The 15355-nt window shown below is 47.0% G+C and carries 14 protein-coding genes and 2 pseudogenes; 4 read left to right on the top strand and 12 right to left on the bottom strand.

Translation table 11 applies throughout. From position 1 onward, the window contains the following. Positions 1–158 (bottom strand): annotated as a pseudogene (locus tag RH89_RS29780) (TIGR03503 family protein); the annotation flags it as partial. Between the two features lie 35 nt (positions 159–193). Then, a complete protein-coding gene (dnaQ, locus tag RH89_RS22400; RefSeq protein WP_004406941.1) occupies positions 194–934 on the bottom strand; it encodes a DNA polymerase III subunit epsilon in 741 nt (246 codons plus the stop codon). A 55-nt stretch (positions 935–989) separates the two neighbouring features. On the opposite strand from dnaQ, the gene rnhA reads away from it, so the two are divergent. Further along, positions 990–1454 (top strand): ribonuclease HI, encoded by a 465-nt coding sequence (rnhA, locus tag RH89_RS22395; RefSeq protein WP_004406939.1) that lies wholly within the window; start codon positions 990–992, stop codon positions 1452–1454. Here rnhA and RH89_RS22390 read toward each other — a convergent pair. Continuing rightward, positions 1451–2188 carry a class I SAM-dependent methyltransferase gene (locus tag RH89_RS22390; RefSeq protein ID WP_004406937.1) on the bottom strand — a complete coding sequence of 246 codons (738 nt, stop codon included), beginning with the start codon at positions 2186–2188 and terminating at the stop codon, positions 1451–1453. The two genes, rnhA and RH89_RS22390, sit on opposite strands and share 4 nt — an antisense overlap. A 39-nt stretch (positions 2189–2227) precedes the next feature. Here RH89_RS22390 and gloB point away from each other — a divergent pair, with 39 nt between their 5' ends. From gloB to RH89_RS22375, 3 genes are all read left to right on the top strand, one after another. After that, positions 2228–2986 carry a hydroxyacylglutathione hydrolase gene (gene gloB / locus RH89_RS22385; RefSeq protein ID WP_004406935.1) on the top strand — a complete coding sequence of 253 codons (759 nt, stop codon included), beginning with the start codon at positions 2228–2230 and terminating at the stop codon, positions 2984–2986. A gap of 71 nt (positions 2987–3057) precedes the next feature. Further along, positions 3058–4632, top strand: coding sequence for a LysM peptidoglycan-binding domain-containing protein (locus RH89_RS22380; RefSeq protein WP_004406933.1), 1575 nt, complete (start codon positions 3058–3060; stop codon positions 4630–4632). Further along, positions 4629–5312: a YIP1 family protein gene (locus tag RH89_RS22375; protein WP_004406932.1), complete on the top strand. Its 684-nt coding sequence runs from the start codon at positions 4629–4631 to the stop codon at positions 5310–5312. The genes RH89_RS22380 and RH89_RS22375 overlap by 4 nt, the downstream gene beginning before the upstream one ends. On the opposite strand, the gene RH89_RS22370 is transcribed toward RH89_RS22375, so the two are convergent. The 9 genes and pseudogenes from RH89_RS22370 to lpxB all read right to left on the bottom strand — a co-directional run bounded on the left by RH89_RS22370 (position 5301) and on the right by lpxB (position 15354). Next, a complete protein-coding gene (locus RH89_RS22370) occupies positions 5301–6140 on the bottom strand; it encodes an endonuclease/exonuclease/phosphatase family protein (protein ID WP_004406930.1) in 840 nt (279 codons plus the stop codon). The two genes, RH89_RS22375 and RH89_RS22370, sit on opposite strands and share 12 nt — an antisense overlap. 63 nt (positions 6141–6203) lie before the next feature. Beyond that, positions 6204–6542, bottom strand: a complete 339-nt coding sequence (glnB, locus tag RH89_RS22365; protein ID WP_004406929.1) for a nitrogen regulatory protein P-II — start codon at positions 6540–6542, stop codon at positions 6204–6206. Between the two features lie 88 nt (positions 6543–6630). Then, on the bottom strand, positions 6631–7005 hold the full coding sequence (locus RH89_RS22360) for a hypothetical protein (RefSeq protein ID WP_004406928.1): 375 nt from the start codon (positions 7003–7005) through the stop codon (positions 6631–6633). Between the two features lie 238 nt (positions 7006–7243). After that, positions 7244–7558 (bottom strand): c-type cytochrome, encoded by a 315-nt coding sequence (locus RH89_RS22355; protein ID WP_004406926.1) that lies wholly within the window; start codon positions 7556–7558, stop codon positions 7244–7246. Positions 7559–7616: 58 nt separating this feature from the next. Beyond that, the gene (tilS, locus tag RH89_RS22350; protein ID WP_139063344.1) at positions 7617–8939 is read right to left on the bottom strand and encodes a tRNA lysidine(34) synthetase TilS; all 1323 of its coding nucleotides are present in this window, start codon (positions 8937–8939) and stop codon (positions 7617–7619) included. Between the two features lie 56 nt (positions 8940–8995). Continuing rightward, entirely contained in the window at positions 8996–9955 is a 960-nt protein-coding gene (accA, locus tag RH89_RS22345) for an acetyl-CoA carboxylase carboxyl transferase subunit alpha (protein ID WP_004406923.1), read from the bottom strand. A gap of 44 nt (positions 9956–9999) precedes the next feature. Continuing rightward, positions 10000–13479 (bottom strand): DNA polymerase III subunit alpha, encoded by a 3480-nt coding sequence (gene dnaE, locus RH89_RS22340; protein WP_004406922.1) that lies wholly within the window; start codon positions 13477–13479, stop codon positions 10000–10002. An 88-nt stretch (positions 13480–13567) separates the two neighbouring features. Further along, positions 13568–14190: pseudogene (gene rnhB, locus RH89_RS22335) on the bottom strand (ribonuclease HII). A gap of 15 nt (positions 14191–14205) precedes the next feature. Beyond that, the gene (gene lpxB / locus RH89_RS22330) at positions 14206–15354 is read right to left on the bottom strand and encodes a lipid-A-disaccharide synthase (protein ID WP_004406920.1); all 1149 of its coding nucleotides are present in this window, start codon (positions 15352–15354) and stop codon (positions 14206–14208) included. Position 15355 lies beyond the last annotated feature (1 nt).

Here is a 15355-nt window from a genome sequence, read left to right as displayed (position 1 = left end):
CCGTCTGGTCGGATCAAGACAACCGACTGGCTGTTCTTTTTCCGATAAATAACAAAGGAGGCTTGAGAAATGGTGGGGTCTACGCGGAAACGGTTATCTAACAACCGTATGGAGGATTCCGATTCCTCACTGCCTACAGCGGTGGCTGCAAACAACATCAACAATGGAATCAAAATCCGCCACATACACTCTCCTATTGACGCCAGAGGCAAGCGCCTGCTTTTTCAACAATATCCAGTCGCGCACCATGCGCTTCTATTTCATCGGCAGAAGCACGAATAACTTTAAGGGACTTTCTGCCTGAAGTAACACGCTTAATCGCTTCGCCAGTACCGCCGTCACCCTGCTCATCACTATTAAATTTTAGTGTGGTTTGCCCACCTGTCATTAATAGATAAACATCTGCCAGAATTTCGGCATCGAGCAATGCCCCGTGAAGCGTTCGGTGAGAGTTATCAATACCGTAGCGTTCACACAACACATCAAGGTTATTTCTCTTGCCCGGGAAGATTTTCTTCGCCATGGCAAGGGTATCGGTTACCTTGCAGTACTGCTCCGTTTTGCCAATGGTGGGATCCAGCTTCTCGAATTCATAGTCCATGAAACCGACGTCGAAGGGCGCGTTGTGCGCGACGAGTTCTGCACCGTCGATAAACTCAAGAAACTCTTTATGGACGTCCCGATACTCTGGTTTGTCGACCAGAAATTCGTCGGTAATACCATGAACCAGAATTGCGTCTGGCTGAATGTCACGGTCAGGCTTCAAGTACACATGGAAATGCTTCCCGGTCAGCTTTCGGTTGACGATTTCTACCGCACCGATTTCGATGATACGGTGATCTAAATAGTGAGGACCGCTTTCCCGGTTCATACCTGTGGTTTCGGTATCGAGCACCACGATTCGCTGGTGCGCAGAATTGTTGCTGGTATTCATAAAGATATGTGTCAGACTATGTTCAATTCGCAATAACAACCAATAGTATCAAATCATGGCGAAACAAGTTGAAGTTTTCACGGACGGTTCCTGCCTAGGCAATCCAGGTCCGGGGGGATACGGAATCGTACTCAGGTACAAAGAAAACGAGAAATACCTGTCTAAAGGCTACCAGCAGACAACCAATAACCGAATGGAAATGATGGCAGCTGTTGTCGCCCTGAGTACATTGAAAGAACCTTGCCACGTCATTTTGACCACCGACAGCCAGTACGTAAGACAAGGCATTACTCAGTGGATCCATAACTGGAAAAAACGTGGCTGGAAAACCGCAGATAAAAAGCCGGTGAAAAACGCCGATTTATGGCAAGCGTTAGACAAAGAGACAGAACGCCATGAAATTGAATGGCACTGGGTGAAAGGGCACGCTGGGCACAGAGAGAACGAAATCTGCGACGAACTCGCACGGACGGCGGCAGAAGCGCCTACCGAAGAAGATACCGGTTACCAGCCAAGCTAATCCTGGCGTTCCGAAGACACTCTATAATTCACTCCAATTGGCGATAGGTTTCTCTTCAGTCGCCAATGGGGTTTGATCGGTTTCAGTGGGTAAGTGCGTTTTCGCGCTACAATGAAGTACAAACTGCCTAACGGGCTAACCCAGTCTCCCATCGAATTTTCCATCCAGGTCCATAATGTGCGGTACTTCCCGAATGGCAATAGCGCATAACTGTCTGAATGCACAACCTGATAATTTAAGACACCTAACCAGTCACGAATTCGATTCGGCGTGAACATTCTTCCACTCCAGGGAAGGTTATTTTTACGCCAGGGCATAAGGCTTGAAAGCCCGATTGCGCTAATGGGATTAAAACCTGTGACAATCAAATACCCGTCATCAATCATCACACGGTCAATTTCTCTTAACAGACGATGCGGGTCATTACAGTAGTCGAGCTGATGCGCCATCAACACCGCATCGAAACTTTTTTCTAAGAAAGGGAGGTCGTAGGCATCAGCAATCACGTTGTGCAGTGGGTTTTCAATATCCAGTAAGACCTGATGCTGAATATTGCAGTTGGTGCTGCTCAGTTCGCAACTCAGCCCGCCCAATTTGAGCATATGATAACCAAACAGTTTCGGGCACCATTCATCCAGTCGCATTTGGATAGATTCAGAGACCCACTGACCATTTTTGAGTTGTTCCCAAGAATGTGGCTGTTCAAGTTTGCGTGATGTACGAGCTGGCTTCATAATAATCCGTCTAAATATCTGGGGACTGGAGTTCCAAATATGTTAACCATCAAAAGCATACCTGCATTCAACGACAATTACATCTGGCTCATTCAAAATAGCGATCAGCGTTGTGCCGTTGTCGATCCGGGTGATGCTGCTCCCGTTATGGAGTATATCCAATCACATGGATTGCAGTTGGAAACGATTCTGATTACCCATCATCATAATGACCATATTGGTGGTGTTTCAGACCTGATCCGCGCCTTCCCAGACTGCAAAATAGTCGGACCTTCGAGCGAACCTATCCCTACCCTTACTACTCCGGTAGACGATGGTGACCAGATAGAGCTCTTTGGTGAAACCTTCCTTGTTTTGTCGCTGCCTGGTCATACTTTAGGTCATATTGGCTATGTCGGCGATGGCAAAGTGTTTTGTGGCGATGTTCTGTTCGCAGCAGGCTGCGGCAGGGTGTTTGAAGGGACATTCGCTCAAATGTTTGAATCCCTTAACAAACTATCCGCATTGGCTCAGGAAACGGAGGTTTACTGCGCCCATGAATACACGTCATCAAATGTGGCTTTTGCTCTGGCAGTCGAACCAGATAATCCTCAATTGCAAGAGTATCGCGACGAAGTTAATCGCCTTCGTGCCCAAAACCAACCCACTATTCCGACCACATTAAGACAAGAGAAATGGATTAACCCGTTCCTCCGTTGTCAGGAAGAAAGTGTGATCAAAGCCGTCTCTCACCGCACTCAGGATAAGTCACCGCTTGCAGTGTTTTCTGCCCTTCGTGAGTGGAAGAACGAATTTTAACGATTTGATGCTTGTCACCTGGATAGGGAGACAAGTATTATCAGCAGCCATTTAATTAAAAGGCTGCATCAATGAGACTAAAGCACAGTTGGGTGTTGGCGTTATTTCTGACAGGGTGTCAGTTAACGTCGTCGGAAACACCCAATAAAACACAACCGGAAACTAACCAGAAAAACACTCAGGTTACGACCCCTTCAAAACCGTCAAAAACCCAATCTGCGGACACAAAAACGGTCAAAGAAATTCCGGAAGTGACGCCTCAAAGTCAGCTTGATGTTTGGCAACGTATTGCGATGCAGCTTGAGATGCCAATCCCAGATCACAAGAAAGTAGACTACTACCGTACCTGGTATTTAAAACACCCGCGCCATTTACAGACAGTTGCGAAACGTGCCGAGCCTTTCCTCTTCTTAATTACTGAAAAGATTGAAAAACGTGGCTTGCCTCTGGAGCTCGCTTTACTTCCTGTCGTCGAAAGTTCATTTGATCCATTTGCCTATTCTCATGGCAGCGCTGCAGGTCTCTGGCAATTCGTTCCTGGCACCGGAAAGATGTTCGGGCTGGAACAGAACTACTGGTATGACGGCAGACGCGATGTTACTGCCTCAACGGATGCCGCTCTCGATTATCTGGAAAGCCTGAACCGACGTTTTGATGGCAACTGGAACCATGCTATCGCAGCCTATAACAGTGGTGGTGGACGCGTTTCCAGTGCGATTCGTAAGAACAAGAAAGCCAACAAGCCTATCGACTTTTTCTCTTTGTCTCTGCCAAAGGAAACCAGTGGTTACGTACCTAAATTGTTAGCTCTGGCAGATATCGTTGCTAACCAGGAGAAATATGGCATCAATATTCCAGCAATTGCTAACCAGCCTGTTCTTGCGCAAGTTAACCCGAAAGAACAGTTAGACTTAGCGATTGCCGCAAAGTACGCAGGTTTAAGCGTTTCGGAGCTGCAGAGCTACAACCCGGCTTACAATCAGTGGGCGACAGCCCCAGATGGTCCACATCACCTTTTACTCCCTCTGGAAAAGGTGGAACAGTTTAATAAACGTGTAATGGAAAACCGTGGGAATGGTATGAAGCTGGTTCGCCATCAGGTGAAATCCGGTGACACCTTGAGCGTACTAGCGAAAAAATACAATACCACCACTAAGGTGATTCAGGCTGCCAACGAGCTTAAAAGCACCAGCATTTGGGTTGGTCAAAACCTGATGATCCCGACATCAACCAAAGATGACAGCATTTACGCTCTGAGCGCTGATAATCGTCTGGCTAAAACTCAGTCCCGTACCCGTGGAAAATACAAGCTTAACCATACCGTAGCGTCGGGGGATAGCCTGTGGTCTATCGCCAAGAAGCATAAGGTCTCCCACAAGTCGCTCGCAAAATGGAATGGCATGGGACCACGCGATACCTTGCGAATCGGGCAAAAGCTGGTCATTTGGAAAGACTCTTCGGACGGCGCAATCATTCGTCCTGTGTTCTATAAAGTGCGTTCAGGTGACACCATCAGCGGTATCGCTTCTAAGTTCAAAGTGAAAACAGGCGATATTGTTAAGTGGAACGATTTGAATAAATCAAAATACCTACAACCAGGTCAGAAATTAAAGTTGTATGTTGACGTGACTAAGGTAAGCGCATGACCCCTTCTAAAAACTCATTGATCATGTTGGTGGACATTTTCCGTTCTCCAACACAATGTTTTGCTGCCCTGTACCAAAAAGGCATCTGGGGTTGGCAGCCCTTCATCGTATTGTTGATTAGCCCTTTCCTGTTTTGGGGGGCATACTTTGATGTGGTCGATTTTGAGTGGCTTAAATCACAATTGATCGCCACTATGACGATTCCTGAAGACCAGCAGGCACTCATCAACAGCAATACCTTGCTGGCTGGCGAAGTGATTCTGGATGTGGCAGGGCGTATCTTTGCGGTTTTATTGCTGGGGTTCTGGTTTACGCTCGCGACGAAGCAAAGCCAATATAAGATGGGTTACTGGAAATGGGTCGCGGCAAGCTGTGTGATGCTGTTTCCTGCCGTGCTGGGCGATTTAGCCAGCTACATTAGCCTGCTAGTGAATCATGGACAAATTGTCAGTTACGCAGCGGATCTGAATAGCCTGAACGGGTTAATCAAACTTTCACCCGATCATAGTTGGTATTTCTTTACCAGTTCCTTCCCTTTGCTGCTTCCCTGGTACATTGTGCTTGGCTACGCTGCATTAGGCGCGTGGACTGAGTTCGAAAAAGGACAAGCGCTGGCTATCGCCATCCTGCCCTGGTTACTGTTTTATTCAATGCTTGTGGGTCTTGCACTATTTAACTAGTGAAAACTCCACCCACATAGGACTATGATCAGAGGCACCGGATAGCGGTGCCTCTGCACTTTTGAAATTCAAATCTCGATAAAAAACATGGTCCAGAGGCCATCCGGTCACAAACTCAGTCCTCTGATCTGGGGAGAAACGGGCTTCTTTCAATCCAAGCAATTCCACACGCTTTTTCAATTCCTGAGTTCGTTCTTCACTCCAGGTATTAAAATCCCCCGCAATGATTGGTCCCTGATGCGACTCCACGGCAGACTTGAGCGCATCAATTTGCGCCTCAAACTCTTTGGTTCCAATGGTGAAGTTAACTGCGTGAATGTTCACTGTCGCCAATGTCTGACCGTTAGAAAGCGCGTACGTCGCGTAAAGCGCGGACTTGGGCAATCTTAACCAAGGTTCAATCTGAGTGTAAGCACAAGCCTGTAAGGGAAAATGAGGAGCCAGATTGAGGACACCAGCGCTGGTTTCAAAAAGCTTAAAGGCACTGACCTGATTGCTTGCCCACGAATGTTCTGTTAACCAATCTAGAAAGGTAGGATTCAAGCTGACTTCCTGAAGCATGACCAGCTGAGCACTTTCAGATAAAGCACTGAGTTCTTCAGACCAGCTATCACGGTTTTGCTTATAGATGTTCCAGACTAACAGATTGAGTGAACCGTTCTGGTCTATCGACTCAGACGATTCCGTTTGGTAGCAAACTTCATCTGTTCTCTGAATAGCAGAATCAAGTGAAATCAACACAGGCTTTTCAGGAACAGAAAACAGAGACCAATGGGCAACCATGATGAATGCTGCAACCAATCCAGCGCCTAATACCGTTTTTTTCATCTTTGACTCCAACAAAAATGGAGCCGAGGCTCCATTTCTTTATTCTTAAACGAGACGATGACTTTAAATCGCGTCTTCGTCTTCTTCTCCAGTACGAATACGTACTACACGCTCAACATCCGTGATGAAGATTTTTCCGTCGCCGATTTTACCTGTTTGAGCGGTTTCAATAATAGTATCCACGCACTGGTCAGCAACGTCTTCCGAAACAACAATCTCAAGCTTTACCTTCGGTAGGAAATCGACCATGTACTCTGCACCGCGGTACAGTTCTGTATGACCTTTCTGACGACCAAAGCCTTTCACTTCAGATACAGTCATACCTGTAATCCCAACTTCTGCAAGCGCTTCACGTACATCATCCAATTTGAACGGCTTGATGATTGCTTCAATTTTTTTCATTGTCTTCCCTTCACGTATTCGTTTGCAGATATTATTACTGCATCGCTAGGTAACATCAAGATACGCCAGCTAAAACTGCGTAATCGAATCAAGCGGCATTCATTTTTTGCATTAATCCCCATGCTGCAAACAAAAATACGCCAATGTTCGCCATCATGAGAATGAAGTCTTTGAAAAGTATTCCATTCCCGTCAAAAGACAATACGCCAGAAAACAAAGTAAGCGCCGGAATAAAGAACAAAACTGGTAAATACCCCCAGGTTCTTTGACGCCAAAGACCCGCGACAGCCAGTAAACCACTGATGTAAGTCAGAGCCATAATCGTTGCAGGGATCAGTTTAAGTACAGTTTGAGAAAGAGCTTGAATCAATATCGGTGAGTGGAAAGCTAGGTAGCCGATGAGAATAAGCGCAACAATGCGTTCAGATGAAAAGCGCTTACGGTGTGACGAATCTAAATTCATGGCAACACTCCTTGTTGTCCGTTATTGTCGTTCGATAGTAACCTTTAATATCCATTTAGTTTGATACCATCCCAATTCAAAGTTTAGACTGAATTGAGCCCCTTACAATAGGATTGCAGAACAATACCTCTGCTTTACTCCTTCTTATCAGTTATACCTTTTCTTTTATTAATAAGAATGAAAATGCCCAGTCCTGAATCCAAGACTGGGCATAAGATCACATTAATAATGTCGAGTTTCACTTCAAGCTCGAATAGTAAGCAGCTAGGTTTTCCATATCCTGATCACTAAGCGCCATTGCCTGAGCGGACATTACGGCAGCCAAACCGCCGGTGCGCTGATTCGCCTTATACGCTTTCAAAGAAGTGACAATGTATTTCTCGTTTTGTCCTTTCAGATTCGGATAACCGTCGATAAGGGCAATGCCATCAGCACCGTGACACGCTGCACAAACCGCAGCTTTCGCTTTGCCTGCATTTACATCTCCAGCGGCGTAGGCACCACCGCTCAGGATTGCGGCGCTAAGCGCGCAACTTATTGCTACATTTTTCATTGCTTCACCATGTTGTTATTAGGGTTTTATTTTTCTACGATTGTGGCACAAATTTGGATTAGTGAACCCAAATGAGCTCACAATCTGGAGCACAAAACCTTTGTGTAACAAATAGATCGGCAACGGCAGCGATGTGGTCGTTATACATCACAATGGGCATCTGCCTACGCTTCCAGCTGGGCACTCCGTATTCCTGAAACAGCTTCTTAAGCTTGCGACTTCCATTTCTTCCAACAGGCTTAGCACTGAGCCCCTGAGGACAGAAATGCACAGTGACCTTTTCGCTTTGTAATGGCGCCCGCAAAAGTAAGCCTTGAGGATTCAGGTTGGTGTTCTTTAAAGTCAAATGGCCAAGCCCATCAGGCAGGATGAGAGATTGGTTGACTTCGAGAATATGTGACCAGTCGGAGAGGTCTCTCTGAGGTGACACCAAGTACAGTTTGTCATCATGCCTGCGAACGTCACCAGACGACAGCTTCAGATTGGGATTGGCATCTCTCTGACTGCAGGCAACCTCATCCCAGATAAGCTGAAGCTGCTTGCGCGATGGCATCTTTGCGTTCTGTCGCTCAAGCCACATCCGGATAAGTTGAGCCCGCGCAAGGTGGCTTTGCTCAGCCAGATAAGGAATGGAAATTCCTGCATCTTTCATTGTCGCTTCATTCAGCTTACTTTCAAGAAGTTCTTCCAGCAAAAGTTGTTGTTCGGCGCACAAGGTCGCACTCCGCTGGACCGCTTTTTCAAAACCAGACCAGCGTTCAGTAAGCTGTGGAATGACTTTATGGCGGAGAAAATTGCGGTCAAATTGAGTGTCGTCGTTACTTTCATCGTGATTCCATTCGAGCTTATTATCTAGAGCAAAACGCTCGATGGAATGGCGGGGCACATTAAACAGAGGTCGTAAAAGTGTTCCGTGCCCAAACGAAGCCGATTGCGCCATACTTGCTAACCCTTTCGGACCGCTGCCTCTTTTCAGGGCTAAGAGAAAGGTTTCGCTTTGGTCGCTCAAGTGCTGCCCTGTTAGTAGGACATCACCGTCATTTATGTGCTTTTCTAGTACCTGATAACGAGCATCCCGGGCAAGCTCTTCAAGGCTTTCAGAACTTTGAGTATCTAAGGAAACACGTTCACAGGAAAAGGGCACTTGAGACTGAGCACACCACTCTTTGCAGTTGTTTTCCCATTGGTCGGCATTGGCACTCAAACCATGATGAACATAGACCGCTTTGACATCACAGTTGGGGTTATCTCTCTTGAACCTTGCCAGCAGTTCTAACAGAACTCTGGAGTCCAGCCCACCACTCAAGGCAAGTACGATCTTTCCTTGTGGTTGAGTATGTTGATGAATTTGGCGGTTAAATTCGGTTTCTAGCACGGGAATTCCAAAATAAAAAAGCGAGCTAAATGCTCGCTTTATTCTATATCTAAATGACTCGCTTAGCAGTAACCGTAGCTCATCAGGCGCTGGAAACGGCGCTCAAGCAGAGTTTCATGGTCAAGCTGTTCCAGTTCTTCTAACTGACGAACCAGTGTTGCTTTCATGTTTTCTGCCATTTGAATCTTGTCGCGGTGTGCGCCACCCAGAGGCTCATCGATGATTTCATCGATCAACTTCAGCTCTTTAAGACGAGGAGCAATCAAACCCATCGCCTCTGCTGCTTGTGGTGCTTTATCAGAGTCACGCCACAAGATAGACGCACAGCCCTCTGGTGAGATCACCGAGTAAGTTGAGTATTGAAGCATATTTACGTAGTCACCCACGCCAATTGCCAGTGCACCACCTGAACCGCCTTCGCCGACAACGTTACAGATAACTGGTACTTTAAGGCCAGACATCACTTTCAGGTTTTTTGCGATTGCTTCAGACTGACCACGCTCTTCAGCACCAACACCTGGGTATGCACCTGCTGTGTCGATAAACGTAATGATTGGCATGTTGAAGCGCTCAGCCGTTTCCATTAGGCGAAGCGCCTTGCGGTAACCTTCCGGCTTTGGCATACCAAAGTTACGAATCACTTTTTCTTTCGTCTCGCGACCTTTCTGATGACCGATGATCATCACCGGGCGACCTTCAAGACGCGCAATACCGCCAACAATTGCTTTGTCGTCAGCATAAGTGCGGTCACCGGCCAGTTCATCAAATTCCGTAAACACGTGTTCAACGTAGTCCAGCGTGTATGGACGCTGTGGGTGTCTTGCAAGCTGAGCCACCTGCCATGCCCCCAGATCACTGAAGATTTTCTTTTTCAGTTCCAGGCTTTTGTCTTCAAGCTGTTTGATCTCTTTATCCAGATCAACAGAAGCATCCCCGCCGTGACGAGAAACGTCGCGCAATGCTTCAATTTTTGCTTCCAGTTCAGCGATAGGCTTTTCAAATTCAAGAAAATTCAGGCTCATCTATGAATCCTTGTTGGTCAGCTGTCATCTGTTTGACAACTGAATTAGTTAAATTCGAGTTCTACCTGGCCCTGGCCAAGTAGCTGCTTTAAATCGTCAAGTAATGTATCGGTTGGCGTTACTCGCCATTCGGCACCCAGTGCTATTCGCGCCCGCGCATCGCTGCGCTGATAATATACATTAACTGGCACTGTTCCCGCTCGATGAGGCTCCAATATTTGATTGAAGCGCTCAAAGAAATGTTCATCAATTTGTTGTTCTTGTATAGAAACGGACAAACCACGAGCGTATTTTTCACGCGCATTTCCGAGATCCATGACCTCGCGCGCGGACATTTTAAGGCCACCATTGAAGTCATCAAAGCTGACCTGTCCAGAAACCACCAAAATTTTATCTTTTTCAAGCAGTTCTGCATATCTTTCGAGCGCATCTGAGAACAACATCACTTCCATACGCCCGGAACGGTCATCCAGTGTCATAATGCCGATGCGAGTACCACGCTTGGTGGTCATCACTCTGGCAGCAATCACTAAACCCGCCACTGTGACGGATTGATCTCGCCTTGTTGGCTGGGCGTCTTTTAATCGACAACTGGTGTACTTACCAAGTTCCTTGATGTAGGTATTTATTGGGTGCCCGGTCAAATAGAGCCCGAGTGTTTCACGTTCTCCTTCCAGCCATACCTTTTCCGGCCATGCTGGAACTTGGGTGTATTTTGTCTCTACGTCCTCTGGTGCATCGGTAAGAACACCAAACATGTCCACCTGCCCAAATGACTCGGCCTGATGATGCTGACTCGCCGCTTTTACAGCGTCGTCAAGAGACGCCATCATCGCTGCTCGGTGTGGACCTAAGCGATCCAGTGCACCTGCGTAGATGAGTTTTTCGATAACCCTTTTGTTGACTTTCTTAAGATCGATTCGAGCACAGAAGTCGAAAAGATCTTTGAAATATCCACCTTCTTCACGTGCTGCAATGATGTTCTCGATAGGACCTTCACCCACGCCTTTAATAGCGCCGATACCATAGACAATGGCACCAGTATCATCCACGTTAAAACGGTACAAGCCCGAGTTGATATCTGGCGGCAGCACTTTAAGCTTCATGCGGAAACATTCGTCCACCAGCCCAACCACCTTCTCGGTGTTATCCATATCAGCAGTCATTACTGCTGCCATGAATTCCGCCGGATAGTGAGTTTTAAGCCAAAGCGTTTGGTAGGAAACCAATGCGTATGCAGCAGAGTGAGATTTGTTGAAGCCGTAACCTGCGAACTTTTCTACCAGGTCAAAGATCTTCATCGCCAATTCGCCATCAACGCCGTTCTTCACAGCACCTTCTTCGAATACGGCACGCTGCTTCGCCATCTCTTCGGGCTTTTTCTTACCCATCGCACGACGAAGCATATCTGCACCACCCAACGTATAACCCGCTAGAATCTGTGCAATTTGCATTACCTGCTCCTGATACAGGATGATGCCGTAGGTCGGCTCCAACGTATCTTTGAGCGATTCATGCTGCCAGGTTTCATCCGGGTAGGAAATGGCTTCACGTCCGTGCTTACGGTCGATAAAGTTATCTACCATGCCTGATTGAAGTGGACCAGGGCGGAACAGGGCTACCAGTGCGATGATGTCTTCAAAACAGTCCGGTTGAAGGCGTTTGATCAGTTCCTTCATCCCTCGGGATTCAAGCTGGAATACCGCAGTCGTTTCGGAGTTTTGCAGCAGGTTAAAAGAGGCTTGGTCATCAAGTGGAATGGACTCAATGCGCACCTTTTCTTTGCCAACTTTTTCTAAGCGTGGGTTAATCAGACCCAACGCCCAGTCGATGATGGTTAATGTACGTAGACCCAGGAAGTCAAACTTTACCAAGCCCGCGGTTTCTACATCGTTCTTGTCAAACTGAGTTACCGGGAAATTACCTTCTGCATCGCAGTAAATAGGCGCAAAGTCAGTGATGGTTGTAGGTGAAATTACAACACCACCCGCGTGCTTACCGGCGTTTCGTGTACACCCTTCCAGCACACGACACATATCGATCAGCTCTTTGACTTCTTCGTCCGCTTCGTAGATTTCAGGAAGCTGAGGTTCGGCTGCAAACGCTTTCTCTAGCGTCATACCCGGATCAGGCGGTACCAGTTTTGAAATGCGGTCAACAAAGCCATAAGGGTGCCCTAGCACTCGACCTACGTCTCGGATTACCGCTTTTGCTGCCATGGTACCGAAGGTGATGATCTGAGATACCGCATCACGCCCGTACATTTCGGCTACGTGATCGATAACCTGATCTCGCTTATCCATACAGAAATCGATATCGAAATCGGGCATGGAAACACGTTCCGGGTTTAGGAATCGTTCGAATAGCAGATCGTATTCCAATGGATCAAGGTCGGTGATGTCCAGTGCATACGCCACGAGAGAACCTGCACCAGAACCACGACCGGGACCTACTGGTACATCGTTATCTTTTGACCACTGGATGAACTCCATTACGATCAGGAAGTAACCTGGGAATCCCATGTTGTTAACTACTTCCAGTTCAATATCTAAACGCTCATCGTACTCTGGGCGACGTTTTGCTCGCTCTTCTTCATCTGGAAATAAGAACGCAAGTCGGCGCTCAAGCCCTTCTTTGGATTTCTTGATCAGGAAATCTTCAATCGCCAGACCTTCGGTTGGGAAGTTAGGAAGGAAGTATTCCCCAAGGCGCACGGTGACATTACAGCGCTTGGCTATCTCGACACTGTTTTCCAATGCTTCTGGAATATCTGAAAACAGCTCACACATTTCATCTTCAGTGCGAAGATATTGCTGCGGGCTGTAGTTTTTTGGTCGACGGGGATCTTCAAGCGTAAAACCATCGTGGATGGCAACCCGGATTTCATGAGCATCGAACTGATCTTCAGTAATAAAGACTACGTCGTTGGTTGCAACGACTGGCAATTCTGCTTTATCTGCCAGATCCAGTGCGAAGTGCAGATAGCTTTCTTCATCGGCACGACCTGTTCGGGTCAGTTCCAAATAAAAGCGATCTGGAAAATGAGTTTTGTAGAACTCTACACATTCGGACACTAAGGCTTGGTTGCCTTTGAGAAGCGCACGCCCTACTTCACCCACACGACCACCGGATAAGATGATCAATCCCTCGCTGTACTGGGCTAACCACGATTTATCGATAACAGGCTGATGCTGAACATGTCCTCGTTGATAGGCTTCAGAAATGAGCAAGGTAAGGTTTTTATAACCAGTATTGTCCGATGCCAATACGGTGAGCTTAGTCAACTCGTCGCCAAACTCTTCCGACTGCATCGTAAAATCTGCTCCGATAATGGGTTTTACCCCACAGCCATGCGCCGTATTGTAGAACTTCACCAAACCACATAAGTTGGTGAAATCGGTCAGTGCCATCGCTGGCATGCCGTATTCAGCGACCTTCTTTACGATAGGTGGGACTTTTGACAGCCCGTCGACCATGGAAAAGTCACTGTGAACGCGTAGGTGTATAAATTTCGGGTCAGACATCAAAGTGATCCTGAATGTATGGTTAATTCTTCTAGGGTCTCGCGACCTAATGACGTTCTATGATACTTAAATCCAGTGGCAAGAGAAGCTACTCGATCCCAAGTGCGCGTTTTACAGGCTTAAAACTTTTTCGGTGCTCAGATATCACACCATGTTTTTCAATTCGCTTCCGAAGTGTGCCTTGGTCGGATAACCTTTATGGTTGGCAAAACCAAACTCCGGATGCTTTTTGTCCAGTTCGTCCATTTCCGCATCTCGCACAACTTTGGCAATTATGGAGGCGGCACTGATTTCAGCCACTCTAAGATCACCTTTAACTACCGCTTGCCCTGCCATAGGCAGTTCAGGAACACGGTTACCATCAATCAGAGCAAAATCTGGCTGGATTTTCAGCCCGGCAATCGCACGCTGCATGGCGACCATGGTTGCCTGAAGTATATTCAGTTCATCAATTTCGTCTGGCGAGCAGCGCCCTACTGCCCACGCCAGTGCTTTTTCCTGGATCTCTGGAAACAATGCGAGGCGCTTTTTTTCTGACAGTTTTTTTGAATCCGTCAGCCCTTCGATTGGGTTAGCGGGGTCCAATATGACCGCTGCTGTCACCACGTCTCCAACCAAAGGTCCGCGCCCTACTTCATCCACACCAGCAAACAACTGGTAACCTTCTGGGTATTCAAAAGGAGGGAATTCTTTTTGCTCTTTTTTTGCCATAACAGATTCTTATTGTTACTTTCCGATTAAATTCAAAACAGCTTTTGCTGCCTGCTTATCGGCATCTTTCTTAATCCAGTGATGCATTTCGGTAAATTCTTCGATTAACACCTGATTGTCTCCAAACAGGGCTTTTTCAATTTCAGGGTAAAGAAAATCGGAGTGGCATTCGTCCAGGATAAATTCTTTAACCAATTCTTTACCCGCCAGAATGTTTGGGAGAGATACAAACTCGGTAATCGCCAGTTTTTGCACAATCCAGCCTGTCAAACGATTTACCTTATAGCCAACCACCATGGGACGCTTTAAAAGCATGCACTCCAGAGTTACTGTACCTGACGCCAAAAGCACGGCATCTGACGCGGTAATGACGTTTCTTGCGGTATCCTGAACAATAGTGAAATCGAGCTCAGGTGCTTGTTCCTTCCAGATTTGTTCAAACTGGTCGCGACGCTTTTCGTTTACCGCAGCAACAACAAATCCCACATCAGGGTACTTCTGATTTAGTCGCTTACAGGTCTCGATAAAAGGTTCCGCAATCAAGCCTACTTCACCGCCTCGGCTACCAGGAAGAACGGCAAGCCACTTTTTGCCCTGTTCAAGATTCAGAAGCTCACGAGCTTCTGTTTTATTAGGTTCAAGAGGAATGGAATCGGCAAGTGTATGACCAACAAACTCACAGGCGACGTTGTACTTGTCGTAGAAAGCTTTCTCAAAGGGTAGAAATGCCAGCACCAAATCCGTTGCTTTGTCGATTTTGAATATTCGCTTAGGGCGCCATGCCCATACTGATGGGCTGACATAATGAACGGTTTTGATACCTGCATTTTTCAAACTCAGCTCAAGACGGAGGTTGAAGTCAGGCGCATCAATACCTACAAAAACGTCTGGTGGATTTTGGATAAAGTGCTTCACCAGTTCAGCTTTGACTTTCAGTAAGCGAGGCAAACGCCCAAGCACTTCCACCAGCCCCATGACAGCCAGCTCTTCCATTTCAAACAGAGATTCGCAGCCTAGCGCATTCATTTTCGGGCCACCAATACCAACAAATTCGGCATTTGGGTATTGTTGCTTGATGGCTTGCATTAGCCCAGCGCCTAAAGTGTCACCTGATAATTCACCTGCAACAATTCCTACTCTCAATGGCGCTTTATTTAAGCTCATC

This window comes from Vibrio nigripulchritudo ATCC 27043 (assembly GCF_000222685.1).
Classification (GTDB): Bacteria; Pseudomonadota; Gammaproteobacteria; order Enterobacterales; family Vibrionaceae; genus Vibrio; species Vibrio nigripulchritudo.
This window is presented reverse-complemented; position numbering and strand designations above follow the sequence as displayed.

Excerpts from the sequence above, each read along its gene's own strand:
- dnaQ (WP_004406941.1), bottom strand. The coding sequence starts at position 934 with ATGAATACCAGCAACAATTCTGCGCACCAGCGAATCGTGGTGCTCGAT.
- rnhA (WP_004406939.1), top strand. The coding sequence starts at position 990 with ATGGCGAAACAAGTTGAAGTTTTCACGGACGGTTCCTGCCTAGGCAAT.
- RH89_RS22390 (WP_004406937.1), bottom strand. The coding sequence starts at position 2,188 with ATGAAGCCAGCTCGTACATCACGCAAACTTGAACAGCCACATTCTTGG.
- gloB (WP_004406935.1), top strand. The coding sequence starts at position 2,228 with ATGTTAACCATCAAAAGCATACCTGCATTCAACGACAATTACATCTGG.
- RH89_RS22380 (WP_004406933.1), top strand. The coding sequence starts at position 3,058 with ATGAGACTAAAGCACAGTTGGGTGTTGGCGTTATTTCTGACAGGGTGT.
- RH89_RS22375 (WP_004406932.1), top strand. The coding sequence starts at position 4,629 with ATGACCCCTTCTAAAAACTCATTGATCATGTTGGTGGACATTTTCCGT.
- RH89_RS22370 (WP_004406930.1), bottom strand. The coding sequence starts at position 6,140 with ATGAAAAAAACGGTATTAGGCGCTGGATTGGTTGCAGCATTCATCATG.
- glnB (WP_004406929.1), bottom strand. The coding sequence starts at position 6,542 with ATGAAAAAAATTGAAGCAATCATCAAGCCGTTCAAATTGGATGATGTA.
- RH89_RS22360 (WP_004406928.1), bottom strand. The coding sequence starts at position 7,005 with ATGAATTTAGATTCGTCACACCGTAAGCGCTTTTCATCTGAACGCATT.
- RH89_RS22355 (WP_004406926.1), bottom strand. The coding sequence starts at position 7,558 with ATGAAAAATGTAGCAATAAGTTGCGCGCTTAGCGCCGCAATCCTGAGC.
- accA (WP_004406923.1), bottom strand. The coding sequence starts at position 9,955 with ATGAGCCTGAATTTTCTTGAATTTGAAAAGCCTATCGCTGAACTGGAA.
- dnaE (WP_004406922.1), bottom strand. The coding sequence starts at position 13,479 with ATGTCTGACCCGAAATTTATACACCTACGCGTTCACAGTGACTTTTCC.
- lpxB (WP_004406920.1), bottom strand. The coding sequence starts at position 15,354 with ATGAGCTTAAATAAAGCGCCATTGAGAGTAGGAATTGTTGCAGGTGAA.